Annotated in this window: 12 protein-coding genes and 9 pseudogenes; 13 read left to right on the top strand and 8 right to left on the bottom strand. The window is 63.6% G+C overall.

The annotated features are described in order from the left end of the window. Positions 1-129 precede the first annotated feature (129 nt). The 5 genes and pseudogenes from I2456_RS23460 (at position 130) to I2456_RS23480 (ending at position 5,737) form a co-directional block, all read left to right on the top strand. Positions 130-1,476, top strand: a complete 1,347-nt coding sequence (locus tag I2456_RS23460; RefSeq protein ID WP_007168418.1) for an IS110 family RNA-guided transposase — start codon at positions 130-132, stop codon at positions 1,474-1,476. Positions 1,477-1,596: 120 nt separating this feature from the next. Continuing rightward, positions 1,597-2,250: a metal-dependent hydrolase gene (locus I2456_RS23465; protein WP_230487606.1), complete on the top strand. Its 654-nt coding sequence runs from the start codon at positions 1,597-1,599 to the stop codon at positions 2,248-2,250. A gap of 48 nt (positions 2,251-2,298) precedes the next feature. Further along, positions 2,299-3,188, top strand: a pseudogene (locus I2456_RS23470) (metal-dependent hydrolase). A 21-nt stretch (positions 3,189-3,209) separates the two neighbouring features. Further along, positions 3,210-4,787 (top strand): flavin-containing monooxygenase, encoded by a 1,578-nt coding sequence (locus I2456_RS23475; protein ID WP_007168414.1) that lies wholly within the window; start codon positions 3,210-3,212, stop codon positions 4,785-4,787. Beyond that, a complete protein-coding gene (locus tag I2456_RS23480) occupies positions 4,784-5,737 on the top strand; it encodes an SDR family NAD(P)-dependent oxidoreductase (protein ID WP_007168413.1) in 954 nt (317 codons plus the stop codon). The genes I2456_RS23475 and I2456_RS23480 overlap by 4 nt, the downstream gene beginning before the upstream one ends. Before the next feature lie 300 nt (positions 5,738-6,037). Here I2456_RS23480 and I2456_RS23485 read toward each other — a convergent pair. After that, positions 6,038-7,396: pseudogene (locus tag I2456_RS23485) on the bottom strand (IS1182 family transposase); the annotation flags it as partial. Between the two features lie 333 nt (positions 7,397-7,729). Here I2456_RS23485 and I2456_RS28730 point away from each other — a divergent pair. From I2456_RS28730 to otsB, 3 pseudogenes are all read left to right on the top strand, one after another. Then, positions 7,730-7,957 (top strand): annotated as a pseudogene (locus I2456_RS28730) (IS1595 family transposase); the annotation flags it as partial. Between the two features lie 158 nt (positions 7,958-8,115). After that, positions 8,116-9,454 (top strand): annotated as a pseudogene (locus I2456_RS23495) (wax ester/triacylglycerol synthase domain-containing protein). A 41-nt stretch (positions 9,455-9,495) separates the two neighbouring features. Next, a pseudogene (otsB, locus tag I2456_RS23500) lies at positions 9,496-10,655 on the top strand (trehalose-phosphatase). Positions 10,656-10,802: 147 nt separating this feature from the next. Here otsB and I2456_RS23505 read toward each other — a convergent pair. The 3 genes from I2456_RS23505 to I2456_RS23515 form a co-directional block, all read right to left on the bottom strand. Further along, the gene (locus I2456_RS23505; RefSeq protein ID WP_007168407.1) at positions 10,803-11,195 is read right to left on the bottom strand and encodes a type II toxin-antitoxin system VapC family toxin; all 393 of its coding nucleotides are present in this window, start codon (positions 11,193-11,195) and stop codon (positions 10,803-10,805) included. Then, positions 11,195-11,470 carry a type II toxin-antitoxin system Phd/YefM family antitoxin gene (locus tag I2456_RS23510; RefSeq protein ID WP_007168406.1) on the bottom strand — a complete coding sequence of 92 codons (276 nt, stop codon included), beginning with the start codon at positions 11,468-11,470 and terminating at the stop codon, positions 11,195-11,197. The genes I2456_RS23505 and I2456_RS23510 overlap by 1 nt, the downstream gene beginning before the upstream one ends. A gap of 152 nt (positions 11,471-11,622) precedes the next feature. Then, entirely contained in the window at positions 11,623-12,495 is an 873-nt protein-coding gene (locus I2456_RS23515; RefSeq protein ID WP_007168405.1) for a MaoC/PaaZ C-terminal domain-containing protein, read from the bottom strand. Between the two features lie 82 nt (positions 12,496-12,577). Between I2456_RS23515 and I2456_RS23520 the strand changes: the two are divergent. From I2456_RS23520 to I2456_RS28975, 5 genes and pseudogenes are all read left to right on the top strand, one after another. Next, positions 12,578-13,281, top strand: a pseudogene (locus tag I2456_RS23520) (histidine phosphatase family protein). Between the two features lie 52 nt (positions 13,282-13,333). Further along, positions 13,334-13,441: pseudogene (locus tag I2456_RS23525) on the top strand (NAD-dependent epimerase/dehydratase family protein); the annotation flags it as partial. Further along, on the top strand, positions 13,420-14,064 hold the full coding sequence (locus I2456_RS23530; RefSeq protein ID WP_019731991.1) for an integrase catalytic domain-containing protein: 645 nt from the start codon (positions 13,420-13,422) through the stop codon (positions 14,062-14,064). The pseudogene I2456_RS23525 and the gene I2456_RS23530, both read left to right, overlap by 22 nt. A gap of 171 nt (positions 14,065-14,235) precedes the next feature. Then, positions 14,236-15,348: pseudogene (locus I2456_RS23535) on the top strand (ISL3 family transposase); the annotation flags it as partial. Between the two features lie 122 nt (positions 15,349-15,470). Further along, a pseudogene (locus I2456_RS28975) lies at positions 15,471-15,650 on the top strand (transposase); the annotation flags it as partial. Positions 15,651-16,352: 702 nt separating this feature from the next. Here the strand turns inward: I2456_RS28975 and I2456_RS23550 are convergent. The 4 genes from I2456_RS23550 to I2456_RS23565 are packed head-to-tail and all read right to left on the bottom strand — an operon-like array spanning position 16,353 to position 21,303. Then, positions 16,353-17,495, bottom strand: a complete 1,143-nt coding sequence (locus I2456_RS23550) for an acyl-CoA dehydrogenase family protein (RefSeq protein ID WP_033712837.1) — start codon at positions 17,493-17,495, stop codon at positions 16,353-16,355. Positions 17,496-17,543: 48 nt separating this feature from the next. Then, a complete protein-coding gene (locus tag I2456_RS23555; protein WP_085981616.1) occupies positions 17,544-19,160 on the bottom strand; it encodes a long-chain fatty acid--CoA ligase in 1,617 nt (538 codons plus the stop codon). Between the two features lie 32 nt (positions 19,161-19,192). Further along, complete coding sequence (locus I2456_RS23560) at positions 19,193-19,849, bottom strand: transglutaminase-like domain-containing protein (RefSeq protein WP_007168400.1); 657 nt, start codon at positions 19,847-19,849, stop codon at positions 19,193-19,195. Beyond that, positions 19,846-21,303 (bottom strand): cytochrome P450, encoded by a 1,458-nt coding sequence (locus I2456_RS23565; RefSeq protein ID WP_033712835.1) that lies wholly within the window; start codon positions 21,301-21,303, stop codon positions 19,846-19,848. Before I2456_RS23565 ends, I2456_RS23560 begins: the two co-directional genes overlap by 4 nt. Between the last annotated feature and the right edge of the window lie 100 nt (positions 21,304-21,403).

A 21,403-nucleotide genomic window follows, 5' to 3' on the forward strand; every position in this document is an offset into this window, starting at 1 on the left:
CGGGGCCCGACCTGGAAGGGTCACGCACTGTTGCTTCGAGCACGCCGGTCAGAATTTCGATTCCCTGAACCGAGGCCCCCGGGCGGCCCGCCTTGTTGAGAGCGTCGATGTTGATGGAGGGCAAGCGAGTTGAAGCAGCAGCAGCCGGAGGAGATTGCTGACACCGAGCATGAGTTGGTGATCGAGCGTGTGTGCGCGATCGATGTAGCCAAGGCCTCGGGCAAGGTGTGCGTGCGTGTGGGCAGCCGCGCGGGCAGGCGGGTCAGCAAAGTGTGGGACGTGGCCGCCACGTCCGGCGCAGTCGGTGAGTTGACCGACTACCTCGTTGACGAGCGGATTGAGAAGGTCACTGTGGAGTCCACGTCGGATTACTGGCGGATCTGGTACTACCTGCTGGAGGCGGCCGGGCTCGACGTGCAGCTGGTCAACGCCCGCGACGTGAAGAACGTGCCCGGTCGGCCCAAAACCGACAAACTCGACGCGGTCTGGCTAGCCAAGCTCACCGAGAAAGGTCTGCTGCGGCCAAGTTTCGTGCCGCCGGCGCCGATCCGCGAGTTACGCGACTACACCCGGTTACGGATCGATATGACTCGCGAACGTTCCCGGTACTGGCAACGGATCGAGAAGCTGCTCGAGGACGCGCTGATCAAGGTGTCGTCGGTGGCCTCGACTCTGGACACCCTGTCGGTGCGCGACATGCTCAAGGCGCTGATCGCTGGCGAGCGGGACCCGCGCCGGCTGGCCGGGCTGGCGCGCGGCAAGATGAGACCCAAGCAAGCCGCTCTGGTCGAGGCGCTGACCGGCAGATTCGACGATCACCACGCCGAACTTGCCCAGATGCTGCTCGATCAGATCGACGCGCTGGACGCCAAGATCGGCAGGCTCACCACCCGCATCGACCAACTGTTGGCTGCAATGGAGCCCGAACCTGTCAACGGTGGGGACGCCACCGGCGGAGCAAACCCCGCTTCGCGCAAAGCCGGCGAGTTGACCACGATCGACCGACTCGATGAGATTCCCGGCGTCGGCCCGGTGAACGCGCAGATCATTCTCGCCGAGATCGGGCTCGACATGAGCCGGTTCCCCACGGCCGGACACCTGGTGTCGTGGGCAAAACTGTGTCCACGCACCATCCAGTCCGGTCCGGTGCAACGTTCGGGCAAGGCGGGCAAAGGCAACCCATATCTGAAAGGTGCTCTCGGCGAAGCCGCGACAGCCGCTGCCAAGACCAACACCTTCCTCGGTGAACGCTATCGGCGCATCGTCAAACGCCGCGGCAAGCTCAAGGCCCTCGTCGCTGTTGCCCGATCCATCCTGGTCATCATCTGGAACCTGCTGCACGACCCCACGGCCCGTTTCCACGATCTCGGTGCCGACTACCACGCGACCCGCATCAACACCGAACGCCGGACCCGTAACCACGTCGCGCAGCTCGCAGCCCTGGGCTATCGCGTCACCCTCGAACCCGTCGCCTGACACCGGCCAACTCCCACAACACAACCCGACAACTGCGAGAAAGAACACCCGGCTGCGCCGGGTGGCTCCGCCGCGTCCGGTCACCTGGGTCTATTTTCCGGTCAGGTCACCGATCCCACGTTGAAGAAACGGGTGGCGGGCTTCATCGGCCAGGAATCGGTCCACGGACAGCAACACCGCCTGCTGAACGAGAAACTCATCGACATGGGTTACCCGATCGCTTGGTGGGATTCGAAGAAGTTTAACGACTGGGTCAAGCGACTGGAGGAGCGGCTGCCTGCGCGGCTACCCCTGGCGGTAACAGCAGCTGCAGAACACTTCACCGCCGTACTTGCTGAGCGCACGCTGGGCGAAGAGGAAATCCAGGCGATTCCGGGCGAGTTGCAGGTGTGGAACGTGCTGAACTGGCATGCCGTGGAGGAACTTGAGCACAAATCGGTCGCATTCGATGTCTTCCGCACGGTGGCGGGAGGTACGGAGCGGATGCGCAGGAGTGTGATGGCCGTGATGATTCCGACCCTGCTTCTCCTCATAGCCGTCACATTGGTTTACTCGCTGGCGCACGACCCGGATGGGCGTCGTCAGCCGCTACGGGTGATACGGGAGGCCTATCGGCTGTACCGTGGCCCCATCTTCCGGGGTTTGATCCCAGACCTTACGAAATATCTGCGACCGGGATTCCATCCTGACGACATCGACACGAACGCGTTGTTGGAGCACTGGCAAGAGGAACTCTTCGGCACCGACGGAGAACTCGTCGGCTACCTGAAGTGATTGCGAACATCCACAACAAAAGGGATTGCCATGGTAGCTAGTCAGGCAATGGCTGCGAAAAGCGGAACAGCAGCCGAAAAAGTAGCCGAGAGTACGTATCCTAAGGCTCGGCGGATTCGGTTTTGGTTCGGCGATCCCGAGCCGATGGACCACCATTTCGTTGAGGGCAATATCGTGTTCAGCCACCTTGTGGCGTTGCTGTCCGGCGTGTTTCCGCCAGGTGAGGAGTTGTTTATCCGGTCGGTTCGGCGCTTTGCCGATCAGATGACCGATCCGGTACTGATGAAGCGGGTGGCCGGATTCATTTGGCCAGGAGTCGGTGCACGGCCAGGAACACCGCCGGCTCAACGAGAAGCTCATCGAGATGGGCTACCCGATTGTCCGGCTGTTTATGTTCCCGCATGACAGCCGCCGGGAGCCGGTTGATCGTGCGAATTGAGAACCTGCTGCCAGCGCGGGTACCCCTGGCGGTCACGGCGGCGGCCGAGCACTACACCGCGACACTGGCTGAGCGCATGCTGGGCGAAGAGATACAAAAGATTCCTGGCGATCCCGAGGTGCGAAACCTGCTCAACTGGCACGCGGTGGAAGAGCTGGAACATAAGTCGGTGGCGTTCGACGTCTACCGGGCCGTCGATGGGCCGGAGTGGCTCCGGATCGGGGTGATGGCGGTGCTGTACATCCTGACGATCCCGGTGGTGTCGATCGGGGTGCTGTTGTCTATTTTGGCCGATCCGCGGGGATGGCGCCCGATCAAAGTGGCGCGTCAAACGCGTGCGGTGTTCCGGGACCCGTTGGTGCAGGGGCTGATGGCCGATCTGCGCATGTACCTAAAGCCGGGCTTCCATCCCGACGACATCGACACGACCGCGCTGGTGCAGCAGTGGCGGCAGGAGCTGTTCGGCGACGACGGTGCCCTTGTCGGTCATCTCAAGTAGCAGGAAGGCCATGAGTTCAAGTTGAGTACAACGATCGACATCGAGCAGTTACCGACTGTCGAGCGTGTCACTCCAGACCATGAAGTCGTGATCGTCGGCGCTGGATTCGGCGGTATCGGTGCTGGTATCTCCTTGCAACGCAGAGGCATTCACGACTTCGTGATTGTCGACAAGTGGGATCAGGTGGGCGGCACCTGGCATGCGAACACTTATCCGGGTGTGGCGGTGGATATTCCCTCGTTTGTCTACAGCTTTTCCTACGAGCAGCGTGGTGATTGGTCGCGGATCTTCGCTCCGGGTTACGAGCTTCGCGATTACGCCAGCGACCTTGTGGACAAGTACGGCCTAGCTCAAAAGTTGCGGCTGAACACTACGATCACCTCGGCGGTGCTCGATGAGCGCAATAGCCTATGGCGATTGACTACCGACGCCGATCAGGAGATTACCGGCCGAAATGTAGTCATGGCGGTCGGTGGCCTCGAACGCCCGAAGATGCCTGATATCCCGGGTCTCGACGAGTTCGGGGGTGTGCTCATGCACACCGCACTCTGGGACCATGACGTGGCGCTGGCGGGCAAGCGCGTCGCGGTCATCGGCACTGGCGCAACGGCGCTGCAGGTCGTCCCGGCCATTGTCGACGAAGTCGAACATTTGACAGTCTTCCAACGAACACCGATATGGGTGTTCCCAAAACCTGACAAGGAGGTCACGTCCGCCATCCGGTGGGTTCTGGGGCGTAAGCGAATCCGTTCGGGTATCCGCCTGGTGGGAACCGTCGCAACCGAGGTCGGCATGGCCGGGATGTGGGTCGGTCCACAGTGGCTGACGAACGCGAGCCGCCGGATGCTTGAGGTTCCTACCCGCCGCTGGATGCGCCGCCAGATCGATGACCCGGTCGTTCGGGAGAAGCTGATCCCACGCTACGGGTTAGGCTGCAAGCGCCCGTCGATGTCAAACGACTACTTGCGTACCTTCAACCGCGACGACGTCAGCCTGGTCACCGATGCGATCGAGTGCATTACCAAGAAGGGGGTACGGACGGCGGACGGCGTGGAGCACGAGATCGACGTGTTGATCTGCGCGACCGGGTTCAAGCTGTGGGAGGCGGGCGCGGTGCCTCCCTTCCCCGTCATCGGGCGGGGCGGCGTCGATCTCGGGCGGTTCTGGAGTGAGCAGAGATACCAGTCGTACCAGGGTGTTTCGGTTCCCGGATTTCCGAACATGTTCTCAATCACCGGGCCCTACGGATTCGTGCTCGGCTCGTACTTGTGGATGATCGAAGCGACATCGGCTCACCTGAGCCGCGCCATAGCCGAAGCGAAGCGCCGCGGTGCAACGGTCTGCGAGATTCGTCAGGAAGCCCACGACGAGTATTTTCGGAAATGCCTGAAGCGCCAACAGAATAACTTCCTGTTCACTCCGGCGTGTGCGGGTTCGAACACCTACTACATTAATAACCAGGGCGATTCACCGTTTCGGCCGTCGACGCACGGCGAAATGTACTGGCAGAACCGCTATTACAACCTTGATGTCTACCGATACAGCAGGGGCGTTGCGGTTCTGGACGCAGCCGCGGCCATGACGAAGGAGAGCCTGTGAAGTTCAACCGATTGCGACCGCGCCTGGTGGTGGTCACCGGGGCTGGAAGCGGCATTGGCCGGGCGACAGCGATCAGGTTCGCTAAGCTCGGCGCCCACGTCGTGGTCTCCGACATCGATCTGGATGCGGCACAAGCGACCACCGCGATGATCCGCGGTTACGGCCTCGGCGCGTCGGCGGCGCAGTTGGACGTCACCGACCCCGACGCCTGGGCGGTGTTCGGTCGCGATGTGTTAGCCGATCACGGTTACACCGATGTATTGGTCAACAACGCAGGTATCTTGGTGGGCGGCCACTTTTTGCAGCTGAGTCCCTCGGATTGGGACCGCCAACTCGGTGTGAACCTAATGGGTGTCGTCCACGGATGTCGTGTGTTCGGCGCCCAGATGGTTGAGCGCGGCGGTGGCCACATCGTCAACATCGCGTCAGCGGCGGCGTTCACACCCACGCCGGTGATGGCGCCGTACTCGGTGTCCAAGGCGGGCGTGAAGATGCTGACCGAGTGCTTGCGGCTCGAACTCGGACCGAGAGGCATCGGCGTCAGCGCCGTGTGCCCGGGTGTGATCAACACCAACATCGCTGATCGCGCGATCGTAGTCGGCGTCGATCAGAACCTGATCGAACAAGGAAAGCAGTTCACGAAGAAGCTCCAGGAATTTAGCGAGAAGTTTAGGGTCTCGCCGATGAGCTCGGACCTCGTAGCTCGTGCCGTCGTACGTGCGGTACGGTTTGATTTGGCGGTCGTGCCGGTGCGCACCGAGGCCTGGCTGGGCTATTTCATGCTCCGTATCGCCCCTGGTGTCAACCGCCGTATGATGCAGCCATTCTCGGTGGACGCATTTCAGCGGCTGGGTGCTCGCCTGTCAAAGACAGTGGGTGCTGCGGACCAGGGTGAGCTTGCCGCCGGTGGAGCCGAGGCGGCGGCACCGGTCACCAGCACGGGAAAGTAGGGTGCGGGCTGATCAGCGGCCAATCGTAGGTGCTCTGCCGTCAATACGCCGTGCAGCTCGGGTGAAGGGGTTCCCCTGATTCCGTGGGGACTTGACTTGTAGTGATCTTGATTCCTGCTGCCCCCGGCTAGGTGCGTGGGTCGGTAACGGATTTGTCGGGTCGGCAGGTGGATTTGTCCTGGACGGAGGGCATCGGGCGGCGTTTTGTTGGCCTGGTGGTGTGATCGGGCGGGCCGCATTCCGCGGGATGGCGGATCGGTGGCCGTAACTCGCTGCGCACGACCCTTTCAGCCGGCCGCAGCCTGCGCTGCAATGTTGTAGTAGGAGGGTTCGCAGGTTGTGGCAGGCGGCGAGCAGGCGCCATTCGGCGCGGGCGTGATGGTGGCCGCGGAGCAGGAGTCGACTCGCCCCCTGGGTGGTCTTCATCTGCCCGAACACCGGCTCGACGATCACCTTGCGCCGCGAATATGCGGCCTTGCCCTTCTTGGTGCGAAGTTTGCGGGCCATCCGCGCCTTTGGTGTCGCATTTTTCGGTGTCCGTCCCCGTGGCGCGTCGGGAACCTGCTCGCCGTGGGCGAGCCGGCCGGTCGCGATCAGCGGATCGGTGCCCGCCTTGTGGGCGGCGTCGATGTTGTTCTCACTGAAGTAGCCGGCGTCGGCGAGCGTCTGACGCGGTGTGGTCGCGGTGTTGGTGATGGTCTGGGCGAGCAGCTCGCCGAATGCGGGGTTGTCGGCGCCGGATTCGGCGAAGTCGGTCGCAACGATCACCTGATGTTCTTCATCGACGACGGCCTGCGCGTTGTAACAGTAGTGGAAGCTGCCGTCGGCGGTCTTCATGATCTGGGCGTCAGGGTCGGTGAAGTTGCGCTGCGCCTTGGGCTTGACGGTCGCGCACTGTGCTGCCTGCTCGGCGGCCCGCGCGGCCGCGTCGTCATCATGGCCGGCGTTTTGCGCCCTTGCCCGGGCCTTGTCCGCGGCCTGGTCTTTGGCGTGTTGTTCCAGGTCGGCCTTGGCCTTGCGGATCTTGGCCAGCCGGCTCTCACGGCGGGCCAATTCGCCCTGCAGGTCACCGCCACGATTGTCCGGGCCGTGGGCCTGGTCCTCGTCGATATCGACGCGTTCGGCCTCCCGCATGATCTGCTCGACCTGGGTTTGCAGGGCCGGCTCCGCCTCGCACATCCGGTCATAGCTCATCGCCTTGTGACGGGAGGCATTGGCCTTGACCTTGGTGCCATCGAGGGCCACCCGGCCCATCGTGACCATGCCCGCCTGCTGGCACAGGGTCAGCGCCTGCAGGAACAGGGCTTCCAGCGCGGCGAGGTGACGGCGCCGAAAGCGGGCGATGGAGCGAAAGTCCGGTGCGGTGTTGGCGGCCAGGTACCGAAACGCCACATCGTCATGGCAACGGGCTTCGATCTTGCGAGATGAACGAACCCCGCTGGTGTACCCGTAGAGCAGCAGCTTGAGCATCAGCCGCGGGTGATACGGCGGAAAGCCCCGGGCCTCGCTGTAGGAGGCGAAAAACACTGCCAGATCAAGCACCTCATCGACCAACTCGGACACAAACAACGCCAGATGATCGTCAGGCAACCAATCCCGCAACGACGGCGGCATCAAAAACGACTGATCCTGGTCATAGGCCCGAAACGTCTTGTCCACCGAAACCTCGCCCGGTGACGATGACGAGCGAGGCCGCGCGGACTCGGTCTCAAACAGCTGATCCTGGGCCGTCATCAAATCCATGGACACAGTTTTCCCGACCATCCACGTCGCCATCAGCGTGACACACCAACAACTCGTGGATACCGACCCACGCACCTAGGTGAGCGGGGGGGTAGGGCGCAGAGCGCGCTACCTGAGCAGAAGCGCGGCGAGCTGCTTCACGTGGGTGCGTCCGCGGTCGCCGTCTTCGAGTGCTTCGAGCCAGCGAGCAGGGATGGATTCAACGCCGTCGCGGGCGCCGACGATCGCTCCTGTCATGGCCGCTACACCCGCGTGGAACGCGAGCACCTGCAGTACTACCTCGACGAGTTCACCTTCAGATTCAATCGCCGCAGGTCAAAAGCCCGCGGAATGCTCTTCTACCGACTCCTGCAACAAAGCGTCAACACCGATCCCCACCCACTAGCCGACCTCATCGGCGCCGCCGAAGGCCAAGAGCAAACTCTGCGAGCAACTGCTAAACCACTGCCCGGCAGTACTTTTGACGAATTTTTTTAAGCAAACGAGTCCACTTAAGCAGATAAGCAATAAGTATGTTCGACTTAGGCGAGCTGTTTAACGGGTCTAAACACATTCTTAACGCTCCTGGCCTACCGCCCCGGAGGTCCCGCGCAAATACTGGTACAAGTGCGAGAAACGAGGGGCGGGGACTGCGCATGGCGCAAGCGATAACACTGGATACGGCGTACCTGAGAGCTCAAGATCCCGATCAGTACGCCAGCCTGGTGATCGGCGCGGTCGCCATCGTCGATGGTGGCGTCCCCGATTACGCACTGCTGAAACAGCTGCTGGCGGAACGGATTCAGTCGATACCGCGCTGCACACAGGTGCTGCGGACGCAGAGCTTCGAGTGGATCGACTGTCCCGGATTCGACCTGGCCCATCATGTGCGCTGGGTGGCGATTCCGCGCCCGGGCGACGACGCCCAGCTGTCCGGCGCGATCGCCCACGCCCTGGAGCGTCCCCTCGACCTGGACCGTCCGCCGTGGGAGTGCTGGGTGATCGAGGGCCTGAAAGGCGGCCGGTGGGCAATCTTGATGAAGATCCACCACGGCTTGGCCGACGGGAACTCAGCCGCCCACCTGCTCACCCGGCTTTGCGACGACGCCGACCACGATGCATTCGCGAACGGTGTTGGCGACAAACATGATTCGCCGCCGCAGGCCTCGAAGCGCGGCTGGCCCCTGGAGTGGGCTGGGGCACTCGCCGGCAACTTCGTCGGGGCGATCTGGCCGACGGCACGGCCCTCGGTCGACCCGGTCCTGCGGCGCTACAGCACGGTGCGCGTCCCGATTGCCGACGTCGAGTGCGTGTGCCGCAAATTCGGTGTGACCGTCAACGATGTCGCGCTGGCGGCCATCACCGAGGGCTTCCGAAGGGTTCTGCTACGCCGCGGCGAAGAACCGCGGGCGGACTCGCTGCGCACCCTGGTGCCGATGCCGGTACGTTCGGCACTACTGCCATACCTGCCCGTCGAGCATGACGACCCGGTCCAGCAATTGCGGACCGTGCACAGCCGGTGGAAAGCGCAGCACGCCGACAAATCTCCGCCCGGTATCGTGGAGTCTGCGATCAATTGTCTGCCAACTATGCTGCGCGGCAACCTCATACAACTGTTACCCAGGCTCCCGCAGCGCGGCCTCGTAACGCTGGCGAACCACGCGCCCGGGCCTCGCCATCAGCTGCGGCTGATGGGCCAGACGATGGAGCGCCTGCTGCCGATCCCCCCGATCGCCTTGCAGCTGAGCACCGGGGTCGCGATGCTCAGCTACGGCGACGAATTGGTATTCGGGCATCACCGCCGAATACGACGCCACGGCCGACGTCAAGCAGCTGGCAGCCGGTATCGAGCTGGGCATGGCACGGATGGTGGCGCTCAGCCAGGATTCGGTGTTGCTGTTCAGCAAGGACCGCCGGCGCACGCGCGCGGCGCGCGCGTTTCCGGGCCAGGCGCAGCGGCCGCGACCGTCGGCACCCACGCCGGCACGTCACTGACCCGCTCTCACCGGCGTTGAACACCGTGAGAAGGTTGGTCAATGCCGGTCACCATCGACCCGCGCCGCCATGACGCGGTGCTGTTCGACACCGCGTTGGACCGCACCCAGGCGCTGACCCGGCGATTGCGCGAAGCCGGCGTCGACACCGGCGTCTTCGCGTCGAACGGTAACGTCCGCGACACCCTGAGTGAGGCAGCAGACAAGCTGTCGGTCCGCCCGGGGCGATGCGCCGTCCTTACCGACAACGCGGCTTGCGTCCAGGCCGCGCGCGACGGCGGATTCGCGTTGGTCATCGGCCTCGACCGAACAGGGCAAAGTGACGCCCTGCGGCGCGTCGGCGCCGACGCCGTGGTCGGCGATCTGGATGAGGTCGCCGTGCGCACCGGGGACCACCGGATGTCCCAGCTACCCGATGCTGTGCAGGCCCTCGGTGCCCTCACCGACCGGAGGCCGGCCATATGTTCTTCGACTTCGACGGCACGCTGTCGGACATCGTCGACGATCCCGCCGCGGCCCGGCCCGTCGCCGCCGCGGTCGAGGCGCTGCGGAAGCTGGCCGCGCAATGCCCGGTCGCGGTTCTGTCCGGCCGCGACCTCGCCGACGTGTCACAGCGCCTCGGTGTGCCCGGGATCTGGTATGCCGGCAGCCACGGTTTCGAGCTGACCGCACCCGACGGCACACACCACCAGAACGACGCCGCGGCGGCGGCCACACCGGTGCTCGAACAGGCCGCCGCCGAGCTGCGCGACCGGCTCGACTCGATCCCCGGAGTTATGATGGAGCACAAGCGATTTGGCGTTGCGGTCCACTACCGCAACGCCGCGCGGGACCGCGTGGGCGAGGTTGCCGCGGCGGTGCGCGCGGCGGGCCGGCGGGACGGACTTCGGGTGACGACGGGTCGCGAAGTCATCGAGCTGCGTCCGGACATGGACTGGGACAAGGGAAAGACGCTTCGCTGGGTGATCGATCACCTGCGCGAGGCCGACGCGCGTCCGCTGGTGCCCATCTATCTCGGCGACGACATCACCGACGAGGACGCGTTCGACGCGGTCCGCGATGATGGTATCCCGATCCTGGTGCGACACAGCGAAGACGGCGACCGCGCCACCGCCGCGCTGTTTGCGTTGGACAGTCCCGCGCGCGCCGCCGAGTTCACCGAAAGGTTGGCACAGCGGTTAAGTGACGCCCGCGTAAATTAGCGACGGCAACGGTTCTAACGGCGCTCAGGGTGCCAACATTCGAGTGATCCAGCACGACGGTGTCCCCATTCGGCGGTGGCACGAGGTTGGCGCGACATGCCGGGACATGAAGCGTTGGCCGCCTCACGCGCCACCCTAGGTAGCCGATCAAGACGGGGCAATCACTGCCATGCCGAGCGCCTCGGCGGCGTCGCGCATGCGGTCGTCGTAAGTGCACAACCGGCCAAGATCCATGCCGAGCCGCTGGGCAGTCGCCAGGTGAATTGCATCGAGGGTGCGTAGCTCGATTGGCAGCAGCCCACCAGCAAGATCGAGCAATCGGTTGTCGATGCGTAGTAGGTCTAGGCTCGCGAGCGCCCGGCGTCCGGCTCTTCGGGCTGATTCACCCTTGTGGAGCAGAGCCCGCATGACCTCCGTCCGCGCAAGGGCACTCGACACCCGCGGCAGCCGGGTGCGAAGGTAGCGACGCAGCGCATCCGACTCTGGCTCACGAACTGCAAGCTTGACGATTGCGGACGAGTCCAGGTAGATGGCCGCCATCAACGCTCGTGCTCACGCAGGCGCGCAAGCGTCACGGACGGCAGCTCGATACCCGTTTTGAGTCGGACCGGCTCGGGAAGGTCATCAAAGTCAAGCGTCGCACGTTCGATCCCGCCGCTTGCCAGCATCTGCTGGTACGGACCGCCCTCCGGCATCGGCGAGAGAAGGGCGATAGGCCGACCACGGTCGGTGATCTCGATCGTCTCGCCGGCCTCGACCCGACGGAGGAGTTCGCTGGCCCGCTGCCGCAGCTCACGAACGCCCACCGTAGACATGTGCTAACTGTAGCACATAGCTGTTTAGCTTAGCGCCCGAGCGATCCCCCCGAAGCCCGCCGAATGCGGGACAGGTCATGGCTGGACGGCAGGCCAGGCGCACCAGTGAACGCCTGCGCGCCGGGGCGACGTACCGGGTTCTAAGCCATCGGCTAGGCCTCCGCGTACTCCACCGCGCCGTCGTCCAACACGATCCGCGCGTTCGCGCTTTCGGCGCCACAAGCCTCCGTCCGAAACACCGCCTTGCCCGGTTCCGTCCGCCAGATCAGCGTGGTCAGCGTCTCCCCTGGAAACACCGGCGAGGTGAATCGCGCCGCTATCGACGTGACGTTGGCGGCCACGCCCTTGCCCAGCTCGGCGACCAGCGCGCGGCCCGACACCCCGTAGGTGCACAGCCCGTGCAGGATCGGCTTCGGGAAACCGGCCATGTCCCTGGCGAACCACGGGTCGCTGTGCAGCGGGTTGCGGTCACCGGAGAGCCGATAGATCAGCGCCTGGTCCGCACGGGTGGGCAGCGCGATCCGGGCATCGGGCTCGCGGTCGGGAAACTCCGGCGCGATCGGCCGCTGACCCGGCACTCCCCCGAACCCGCCCTCGCCCCGGATGACCAACGTGGTGAGTGTCTCGGCGATCAGCTCCCCCGAGTCGGGGTCGGTGCCGCGGCCGCGCAGCACGATGATCGCGTTCTTGCCCTCGCCCTTGTCCTGGATGTCCGCGACCTCGGAGACCACGGACAGCTTGCCCGCCGGCGGCAGCGGTGCGTGCAGCCGGATGCCCTGCGACCCGTGTAAAAGCATGGCCCAGTTGAACTTTCCGATCTTGCCCGCCGCACCGAACGCCGGGCAGCAGATCACCGCATAGGTGGGCAGCACCTGCTGGGTGATGTCGTGGCTGTTTTCGGTGGTGAACGATAGGTCGTCAGTTCCGGCGCCGACACCGAGCGCGTAGAGCAGCGTCTCCCGGTCCGTCCATTCGAACAGCATCGGCTCCGTCGTCGCACCGACGGCACTCGGGTCAATCGCCATACGAGTCTCCCTTCAAGCTTTTCTGCCACCCAACCATCGCAAACCCTTCCCACCGGCACCGTCGGCGGGGCAGGCTATCGCCATGCGCAATCCCAGCTTGATCAGGAAGGCCTCAAAAGCGGTAGCCGTGCTGGCCGCAACGGTAATCGTCGGCGCCTGCGGCGGGTCACCGCAGGCCCACAGCATCACCGTGACGTTCGTCCGGCACGCGGAGTCCGAGACCAACGCCAGCGGCGTCATCGACACCGACGTGCCGGGCCCGGGCCTGACCCCGGAGGGCAAGGGGCAGGCCGAACAGGTCGCGCACCAACTCGCCCACAACAAGTACGACGCCGTCTACGCCTCCACCATGGTGCGAACGCAACAGACCGCCGCGCCGTTGGCCGCCGAACTCGGCAAGCAAGTCGAGGTGCTGCAAGGCATCCAAGAGATCAACGCCGGCTGGTACGAGGGCAAGCCCGTCTCGATGGCCCCCTCGACGTACCGGCGGACTGGCTCAACGGCGACGTCGGAGACCGCATCCCCGGGTCGATCACCGGCAAGGAGTTCAACGACTGGTTCACCGCGGCCGTGCAGAAGATCTACAACAGCGGCCACAACCAACCGGTGGTGTTCTCGCATCTGTACGCCATCGAGTACTGGACGCTGATGAACACGAAGAACGCCAAGGACAGCCTGGCGACCAGTCATCCGCTGCCCAACGTCGGCCGCGTGGTGATCACCGGAAACCCGATGACCGGCTGGACGCTGGTGGACTGGGACGGCATCCGCAACTTCGCCGGCTGATGCCTGGACAGCATGGTTGACGTGCGCGGTGTGACCCGCCACGATGGCTTGCATGCGCTATGTCGTTACCGGCGGTACCGGGTTTATTGGTCGCCGCGTCGTACCTCGCCTGCTGGAAACCCGGCCGGACGCGCAGGTGTGGACCGCTACAGCCCGCAGGTGCGTGCCGAGCTGTTGGCGATGAGCAGCGCGACGATCGACCGCTACCTGCGTGCGGTCAAGGCGCGCGACCAGATCAAGGGGAAATCGACCACCAAGGCCTCCCCGTTGCTGCGGTCTTCGATCAAGATCCGCAAGGCAACCGACGAGGTCGAGGGATCTCCGGGGTTCTTCGAAGGCGACACCGTCGCGCACTGCGGTCCAACCCTCAAAGGCGAGTTCGCCCGGACCGTCAACCTCACCGATATGCATATCGGTTGGGTCTTCACCCGCACCGAACGCAACAACGCCCACACTCACATCCTCGGCGCCCTCAAAGCCGGTGTCCATGAAATACCTTACGAGGTAACCGGTTTGGACTTCGACAACGGAACCGAATTCCTCAACAAGGCCGTCATCAAGTGGGCTGCGCAGATGGAGATCTTCTTCACCAGGTCGCGGCCGTACAAGAAGAACGATCAGGCCACAATCGAGTCCAAGAACAACCACCTCGTCCGCAAGTATGGGTTCTACTACCGCTATGACACCGACGAGGAACGTGCGGTGCTCAACCGGCTCTGGAGGCTGGTCAACGACCGGCTCAACTACCTGACGCCCACCATCAAACCGGCTCTGCGGAAATGAGCGTGCAGCAGTGGTTGGCGGATATCCGCGGTGGGGGTTCGTGTCGTTGAGCTGAGGTGGGGCCTCGGTGGGTGACGATTCAGGTTCCTACACGCCGCTTCACCAACACCACCGAGGTGACCCTTGCCTGAGGCTACTGCCTGCCCGCCGTCTGTTGTTGCCGACACGATCATGCGCACCATCGAGTTGGGGGTGACGATCACCGACGCCGCGGTCGACGAGAAGACGACGACGATCTTCTGCAGGCCGGTGGCCTGTGACGCCAGGTGTCCGGACTGCGGCCGGGAGGGCCGCTACCGCGACACTGTGACTCGGCCGTTGACGGATCTGCCGGTGGCCGGCTACCCGCTGGTGCTGCAGGGTGCCCTACCTCGCTACCGCTGCACAACGCCAGCGTGTGGGCGGGCAGTGTTCAACCAGGATCTGGGCAAGTTGGCGGCCCCGCGCTCATCGACGACGCGGCGCTGTGCCCGGTATGTATTGCGGCGGTTGATGATCGACCGCACCACCATTTCGGCGATCGCCGCCGAACTCGGGGTGTCCTGGCATACTGTCAGCTCCATCGCGATGCGTGCGACCGCCGGCCTGATCGCCACAACCGGGCCGGATCGGCTGGCCGGGGTGACGGTGATCGGTGTCGATGAGCATCGCTGGGCGCCTCGGCGTCGCGGCACAGAGGGGTTCGTCACGCTGATCATCGACCTCACGCCTACCCACGACCAGACCGGCCCGGCACGCCTGCTCGACCTGGTCGAAGGACGCTCAGCGACCGCACTGGCCACGTGGTTGGCCGCCCAACCCACCGACTTTGCCCGGGCCGTGGAGGTCATTGCGATGGACGGGTTCGCCGGCTACAAGACCGCCGCCACCGAGGTCATCCCGGACGCGGTCACCGTGATGGACCCCTTCCACGTTGTGGCTTTGGCCGGGACCAAGCTCGACCTGATCCGCCAACGCATCCAGCAGCAGACCCTGGGTCGGCGCGGACACACCGGTGACCCGCTCTATGGGATCCGGCGCATCGCCCGAACCCGCCTGCAGCTGCTCTCCCCACGCCAATACACCCGGCTGACCGAGGTGCTCGACGGCGACGACCATCTCGCCGTCAAGGTCGCCTGGCTGATCTATCAGAAGATCATCGCCGCCTACGCCGACCCGAACCGACGTCACGGCAAGAAGGCAATGACCAGGCTGATCGAGTCGATACGGCGCGGCGTACCCGCCGGATTGGAGGAGATCGCCCAACTCGGCCGCACGCTATCGCGCCGCCGCGCCGACATCCTGGCCTTCTTCGACCACCACGTCTCCAACGGACCCACCGAGGCCATCAACGGCCGCCTGGAAGTCGGCGCGGCGTACCCGCCGGATTGGAGGAGATCGCCCAACTCGGCCGCACGCTATCGCGCCGCCGCGCCGACATCCTGGCCTTCTTCGACCACCACGTCTCCAACGGACCCACCGAGGCCATCAACGGCCGCCTGGAAGCATTGCGCCGCAACGCCCTCGGATTCCGCAACCTCACCCACTACCGTTGGCGCTCACTACTACACAGCGGAGCACTCCACCAACTTGTCAATGCACTCTGAATTACGAAGAGCCATCAAACCCATCGGCTACGGCGCTGGCCGCGACGGCCAGCGCCGCCGCCTCTACGACGAGCCCATGACCCCACTGGACCGGCTGCTGGCAGCCGGGGTCCTCTCGCCAGCCCAAGAATCGGAGCTGCTTGCCTACCGCGACACCCTGAACCCCGCCGCGATCGCACGCCAGATCGCCGATCTACAAGCCGCCCTGCTCAGACTCGCCAAGAACAAGACCGAACACCTCTACCTCGCCGCCATCCCCACCGCCCTACCCGAGGTCAGATCCGGCATCCGCATCCAGAACAAGACCGCCAGTTGACCTCGTTTTCGCGGGCATTCCTTACGTGATGCATGGATCAGGTTTCGCGGGCAACTTGACGTGATGCATCACGCCCCCGACGCAGCATGTGAGAAGTTTCCTTACTGGAATCAAGATCGCCGAGGTCGGCAACGTGGGCTGACGGCGTTGCCGGATTCCGGGATTCACGTCGTGAGAACGAATCGTGGCGAGAGGACAGCTGCAGCCGGACACTCCTCGTCCGCGAATAAGCCCTGAGGCCAGGGGGAACCGCGGGAGCTTGACGGATCCGCCGTGTCCGCCGATACGGCACCGGGATGGCTTTTGTCTGCAGTGGAGCTTGCCTGTCTCGAATAGCAGATCCTCATCTGCGTTGATACACCGGGCGTTCGGTCGTCGCTATCTTGTCAAAGCGACCTCGAAATAATCTCTTTCATTATTTCGTTAGACCCCGCGTAGATTTTCTGTACTCGCTGATCAACCCAGAGACGCGAAATCGGATACTCCGTCATGTATCCGTACCCGCCGTGCAGCTGCAGGCAGTCGTCGAGGACTTTCATCGCCCGTTCCGTCGTCCACCATTTGGCCATCGCGACAGTTTGCACGTCGAGCTTACCGTCGAGATGCAGACAGATGCAGTGGTCGAGGAACACTCGCGCAATCCTTGTTTCGGTGGCGGCTTCAGCGAGGGTGAACTTGGTATTTTGGAACCCGAAGATCGTTCGCCCGAATGCTTCTCGTTGGCGCGTGTATTCGATCGTCTGGTGCAAGGCCAATTCCATGGCGGCAACCGCTCCGACCGCGACGATAAGTCGCTCCTGCGGCAGTTGCGTCATCAGCTGAAAGAAGCCTTGCCCCTCGGTGTCGCCTAGCAGATGCGTCTTGGGGACGCGCACGCCGTCGAAAAACAATTCAGATGTGTCCTGACCGCGCTGACCTATTTTGCTGAGGACTCGTCCTCTCCGGAACCCGGGGCGATCGGCTTCCACGACGATCAGCGAGATACCGCTGGCGCCTTGGGTATGGTCGGTCTTGGCCACGACGACGACGAGATCGGCTTGCTGACCATTGGTGATGAACGTCTTCGAGCCGGTGATGACGTACTCGTCCCCATCGAGGACGGCGCGCGTCTTCACGCTTTGAAGGTCAGATCCGGTTCCAGCCTCCGTCATCGCAATGGCACCGATCAATTCGCCCGACGCCATCTTGGGCAACCACTGCCTTTTCAGGTCTTCCCGTGCGTAGTGCAGGATGTAGTGTGCGACGATGCCGCTGTGCAGGCCGGCGCCCCACGAACTGTCCCCGATTCGAGCTTGCTCTTCGAGCAGAACTGCTTCGTGCGCGAACGTCCCGCCGCCGCCGCCGTATTCGACCGGCATCGACATGCACAGCAGGCCCAGCTCGCCTGCTCGTTCCCACACCGCCCGGTCGACATGGTGTTGCTCGGCGAAGCGCTCTGAGTGGGGTGCAATCTCAGTGGCAACGAACTTTGCGGCGAGATCACGAAGCGCTTCCAATTCCGGGCTGAGCCAAGGTGAGGCGACTGTCATGGTGTCCTTTCGGTTAGGTGCTGCTGACGACGTTGGCGGCTTTTCGGGTTAGCCGCAGTACACGACCTGGTATTCGCCGGCGCCGTGGCGTGCTCTCAGCAATTTTTTGTCGTATTTGCCCACACTGGTTCGGGGAACCTCAGCAATGAACGCCCAGCGCTCCGGGATCCACCACTTGGCGACCGCGCCGTCCAGGAAGACCCGCAATTCGTTGATATCCAAGCTGGTTTCGGTCTTCGTGACGATCAACGCCAAGGGTCTTTCCTGCCACTTCTCGTCGGGCACGCCGATCACCACCGCCTCATGCACGGCTGGATGGGCAACGAGCGCATTCTCCAAGTCGACCGAGGAAATCCATTCGCCACCTGACTTAATGACGTCTTTTACCCGGTCGGTAAGCGTAAGGTAGCCGTGTTGATCGATGCGACCCACGTCGCCGGTGCGCAGCCATCCTTCGTCGAGCTTGTCGGAGTCGTTGTCGCCGAAGTACGAGCCGGTGACCCACGGTCCGCGGGCCTGGATCTCGCCGATAGACCGTCCGTCCCAGGGCAGGGTACGGCCATCGTCGCCACGCAGCCTAATCTCGACACCGCAGACGGGACGACCCTGACAAGCGCGTAGCTCCCATTGGCGCTCGCCGTTGGTCCCCTTCGGCGCGCGCGCCACGGTTGCCAGCGGCGAGGTTTCGGTCATCCCCCAGGCCTGCAGGATCGGGACACCGAATTCACTCTCGAAGTGCTCCATCAGTGACCTTGGAACGGCCGACCCGCCGCAGGCGACCAGGCGTAGCGACGAAATATCGTGCTCCGGTTCGGATTCCAGGAAATGCTGCACGTCATTCCAGATCGTCGGTACCGCACCGGCCACGGTCGGCTGCGTGTCCTCGATGATGGCAACCAACGGTGCCGCCTGCAGGTATCGGTCGGGCAGCACGAGGTCGGCTCCACACATCAGCGCGGAATAGATCAGCCCCCATGCGTTCGCGTGAAACATCGGGACGATCGCCAAGACGCGGTCTTCTTCACCGATGGACAGCACGTTGGGTGTGCAGCCAGTCAGCGAGTGCAAATAGGTGGAACGATGACTGTAGACAACACCTTTCGGGTTTCCGGTAGTGCCGCTGGTGTAGCACATCGCCGCGGCCGACCTCTCATCGAGCTCTGGCCAGTCGAATTCGCCGTCTTGATCAGCAAGCAGGTCCTCGTAGCGCAGCACGTTTTTACCGCTGGCCAGCAGCGGCTCCAGGTCGCCGTCGCCCGCTGCGATCACGGTGTGCACCGACGACATCGTCGGCAGTGCCTTCGCTAGAAGCGGTGCCACAGAGACGTCCGCGATGATGACCTTGTCGTCGGCGTGATCTGAAATGTAGCCAAGTTGTTCTGCGGTGAGTCGAAGGTTGAGGGTGTGAAGCACCGCGCCCATCGACGGCACCGCACAGTAGGCTTCCAGGTGTTCCTGATTGCTCCATTGGAAGGTGGCCACGCGCTGATCGTCAGTTATGCCCAGACTCCGTAGTGCGTTGGCCAACTGGCTGATTCGTCGCTTGAGCGCACCGTAGGTCGTTGTGCGGTAGCCCGATCCGGTCGGCGTGACGACTTGGCTGTCAGCGTGGATGGATGTCGCGTGCCTGACGATCGAGGCTACGGTCAAGGGGATATCCTGCATGGTGCTTTGCACAGGCACAATCCTTCAAACTGCTAGTTGGTGAATGAGTCCGGCACTGGAGGAGGTTCGTAGATGAGTTCGCCGTAATTGTCGCGCAGCGCGTCGATGATTTCCGTGAGGGGAAGGTCGTCGAAAACACCACGGTCATGGAGGTATTCCAGGTGTTGAGAGCCGTCGCCTGTGTAGGCGTGCAACATGGCGTCTCGCTGACCGTCGAATTCGATGGGAGCGACGCGGAAGCGCGCGCATAACTCGCGGTTGAATGCCGGTGTGGCCTTGACCCACCGACCATTCAGCAGTATTTGACTGTAGCCGTGGTAGACGAAAACGTCCGAACCACCCATCCGTTCACGGAGACTCGCGGTCTGTAGATGGTTGCGGACGTCGGCGAAACCCAACCGCGCCGGAATCCCCGCGGCGCGACATGCAGCCGTCAAGAGCACCGCCTTGGGGACACAGTAGGCGCGCTCGGCGACGGCGACCGCGCTGGCTCGGTACTGGCGCGGGTCGTCGGAGACGGAATACGGGTCGTACCAGATCGAATCACGGACAGCGGTGAAGATGCGGCACGCCTTATCGACGGAATCGGTGGCGTTGCGTGTCGCCGATTCGGTGAACTGCTGCACGGCATCGTGTTTCCAGTCGAGGAATTCGGTGGCTGCGAGGAACCGCGCAAATTCTGTCTTCATCGGCGGCGCAGCGTGATCGGTAACCCGTCGACCGGGATCGGCAGCGATGTGTTGTCCCAGCGGATGCGGTAGTCGGTGTCGAGGCCGAAGGTGAACGTGCGCAGCATCTGGTGCAGGATCGCTTTGACCTCGAGGGTGCCGAAGTGCATGCCGATGCATTTGTGCGCGCCACCGCCGAAGGGCAGCCACGCGAAGCGGTGAGCTTGGTCCTCGCGGCGCGGGTCGTCGAAACGTAAGGGGTCGAAGCGATCCGGGTTATGCCAGACTTCGCGGACGAAATGGTTGACGGCGGGAGTGATCGCCACAAGCGTGTCGCGGGGAATGTAGTGGCCGTCTATTGCGGTGTCTTGCACTGTTTTGCGCATGACTAGCGGGACCGGCGCCACGAGTCTCATGGATTCCTTGATCACCAGATCGAGCGACCTGAGCGCTTCCAAATCGTCGATCTCGGGTGATCGGTCGCCGAGAGCATCGCTTTCGGCGCGAACCCGATCTTGCCATTCTGGATGCTTTGCCAGGTAATAAGTTACCGCGGTGGTGGTGATGGTCGATGTGTCGTGAGCGGCCATCATCAGAAAAATCATGTGGTTGATGACATCGGAGTCACTGAAACGTTGTCCGTCTTCGGTGCTGGCATGGCACAGCGCGGCGAACAGGTCATTGCTGTTGCCGGCCCGGGCGGCCGGCAAGTGCCGGGCGAAGTATTCCTCGAGCACCCGTCGGCCGCGGATCCCGGCGCGATAGCGGGTGCCGGGAAGCGGCGCGCGGACGAGTGAGCTGGCCGCGCGTACCGTAGCGACGAACGCCTGGTTAATGGCGTCGCTGCTGTCTTTGCCTCGGCCACCCATGAACACATCGGTGGCGATGTCGAGGGTCAGGTTTTTCAACAGCGGGTACATGCGGACGGACGGGCCGGTCGGCCACGTGGGCAGGGTTGCGCGGACGCAAGGGGTCACTTGGGTGACGTAGCCGGCCAGTCGCGGCCGCGTGAAGGCCTCCTGCATGATGCGCCGGTGCATGAGGTGTTCGTCAAAGCTCATCAGCATCAATCCGCGGTGGAAGAACGCGTCGATGAGAAAGGCCCAGCCGTCTTGCGAGAACGCCTTTGCGTTGGTGGTGAGCGCCTCCTGGGTAGCTTGGGGGCCCGCGATGACCGCCATTTTGGTGCCGAACGCTCCCATCCACGAGACAGATCCGAACCGTTCGTAGCGCTCTCTGCCCAGGTCGGACCCAAACCGGATGTAGTCGAGGGTGTGCCCGACCAAGGGGAGCCCGGCATCACCGAGAACCGGTCGCAGTCCGCTTCCGGCCGGGGGCGCGGCTAGTTCACGCACTGGCCACCGCCGACTCCACCGGCGAAGTCCGTCGTCCACCCGTTGCGGCGCGGGAATCAAGATGACCGAAGATAACCGTTCCCGGGCTTTATCGACGGGTGCGTGTAGCGGGTTAACCATTGTCGCTCCCCGGCCTGTGGTCGTCGTGGGATGGAGGATCGACCAGCTGTTTACAGTTGGGCCACCAATGTTAATAGTTATACATAATTGCCCTGTTTGT

Source organism: Mycobacterium kubicae (genome assembly GCF_015689175.1).
Lineage (GTDB): Bacteria > Actinomycetota > Actinomycetes > Mycobacteriales > Mycobacteriaceae > Mycobacterium > Mycobacterium kubicae.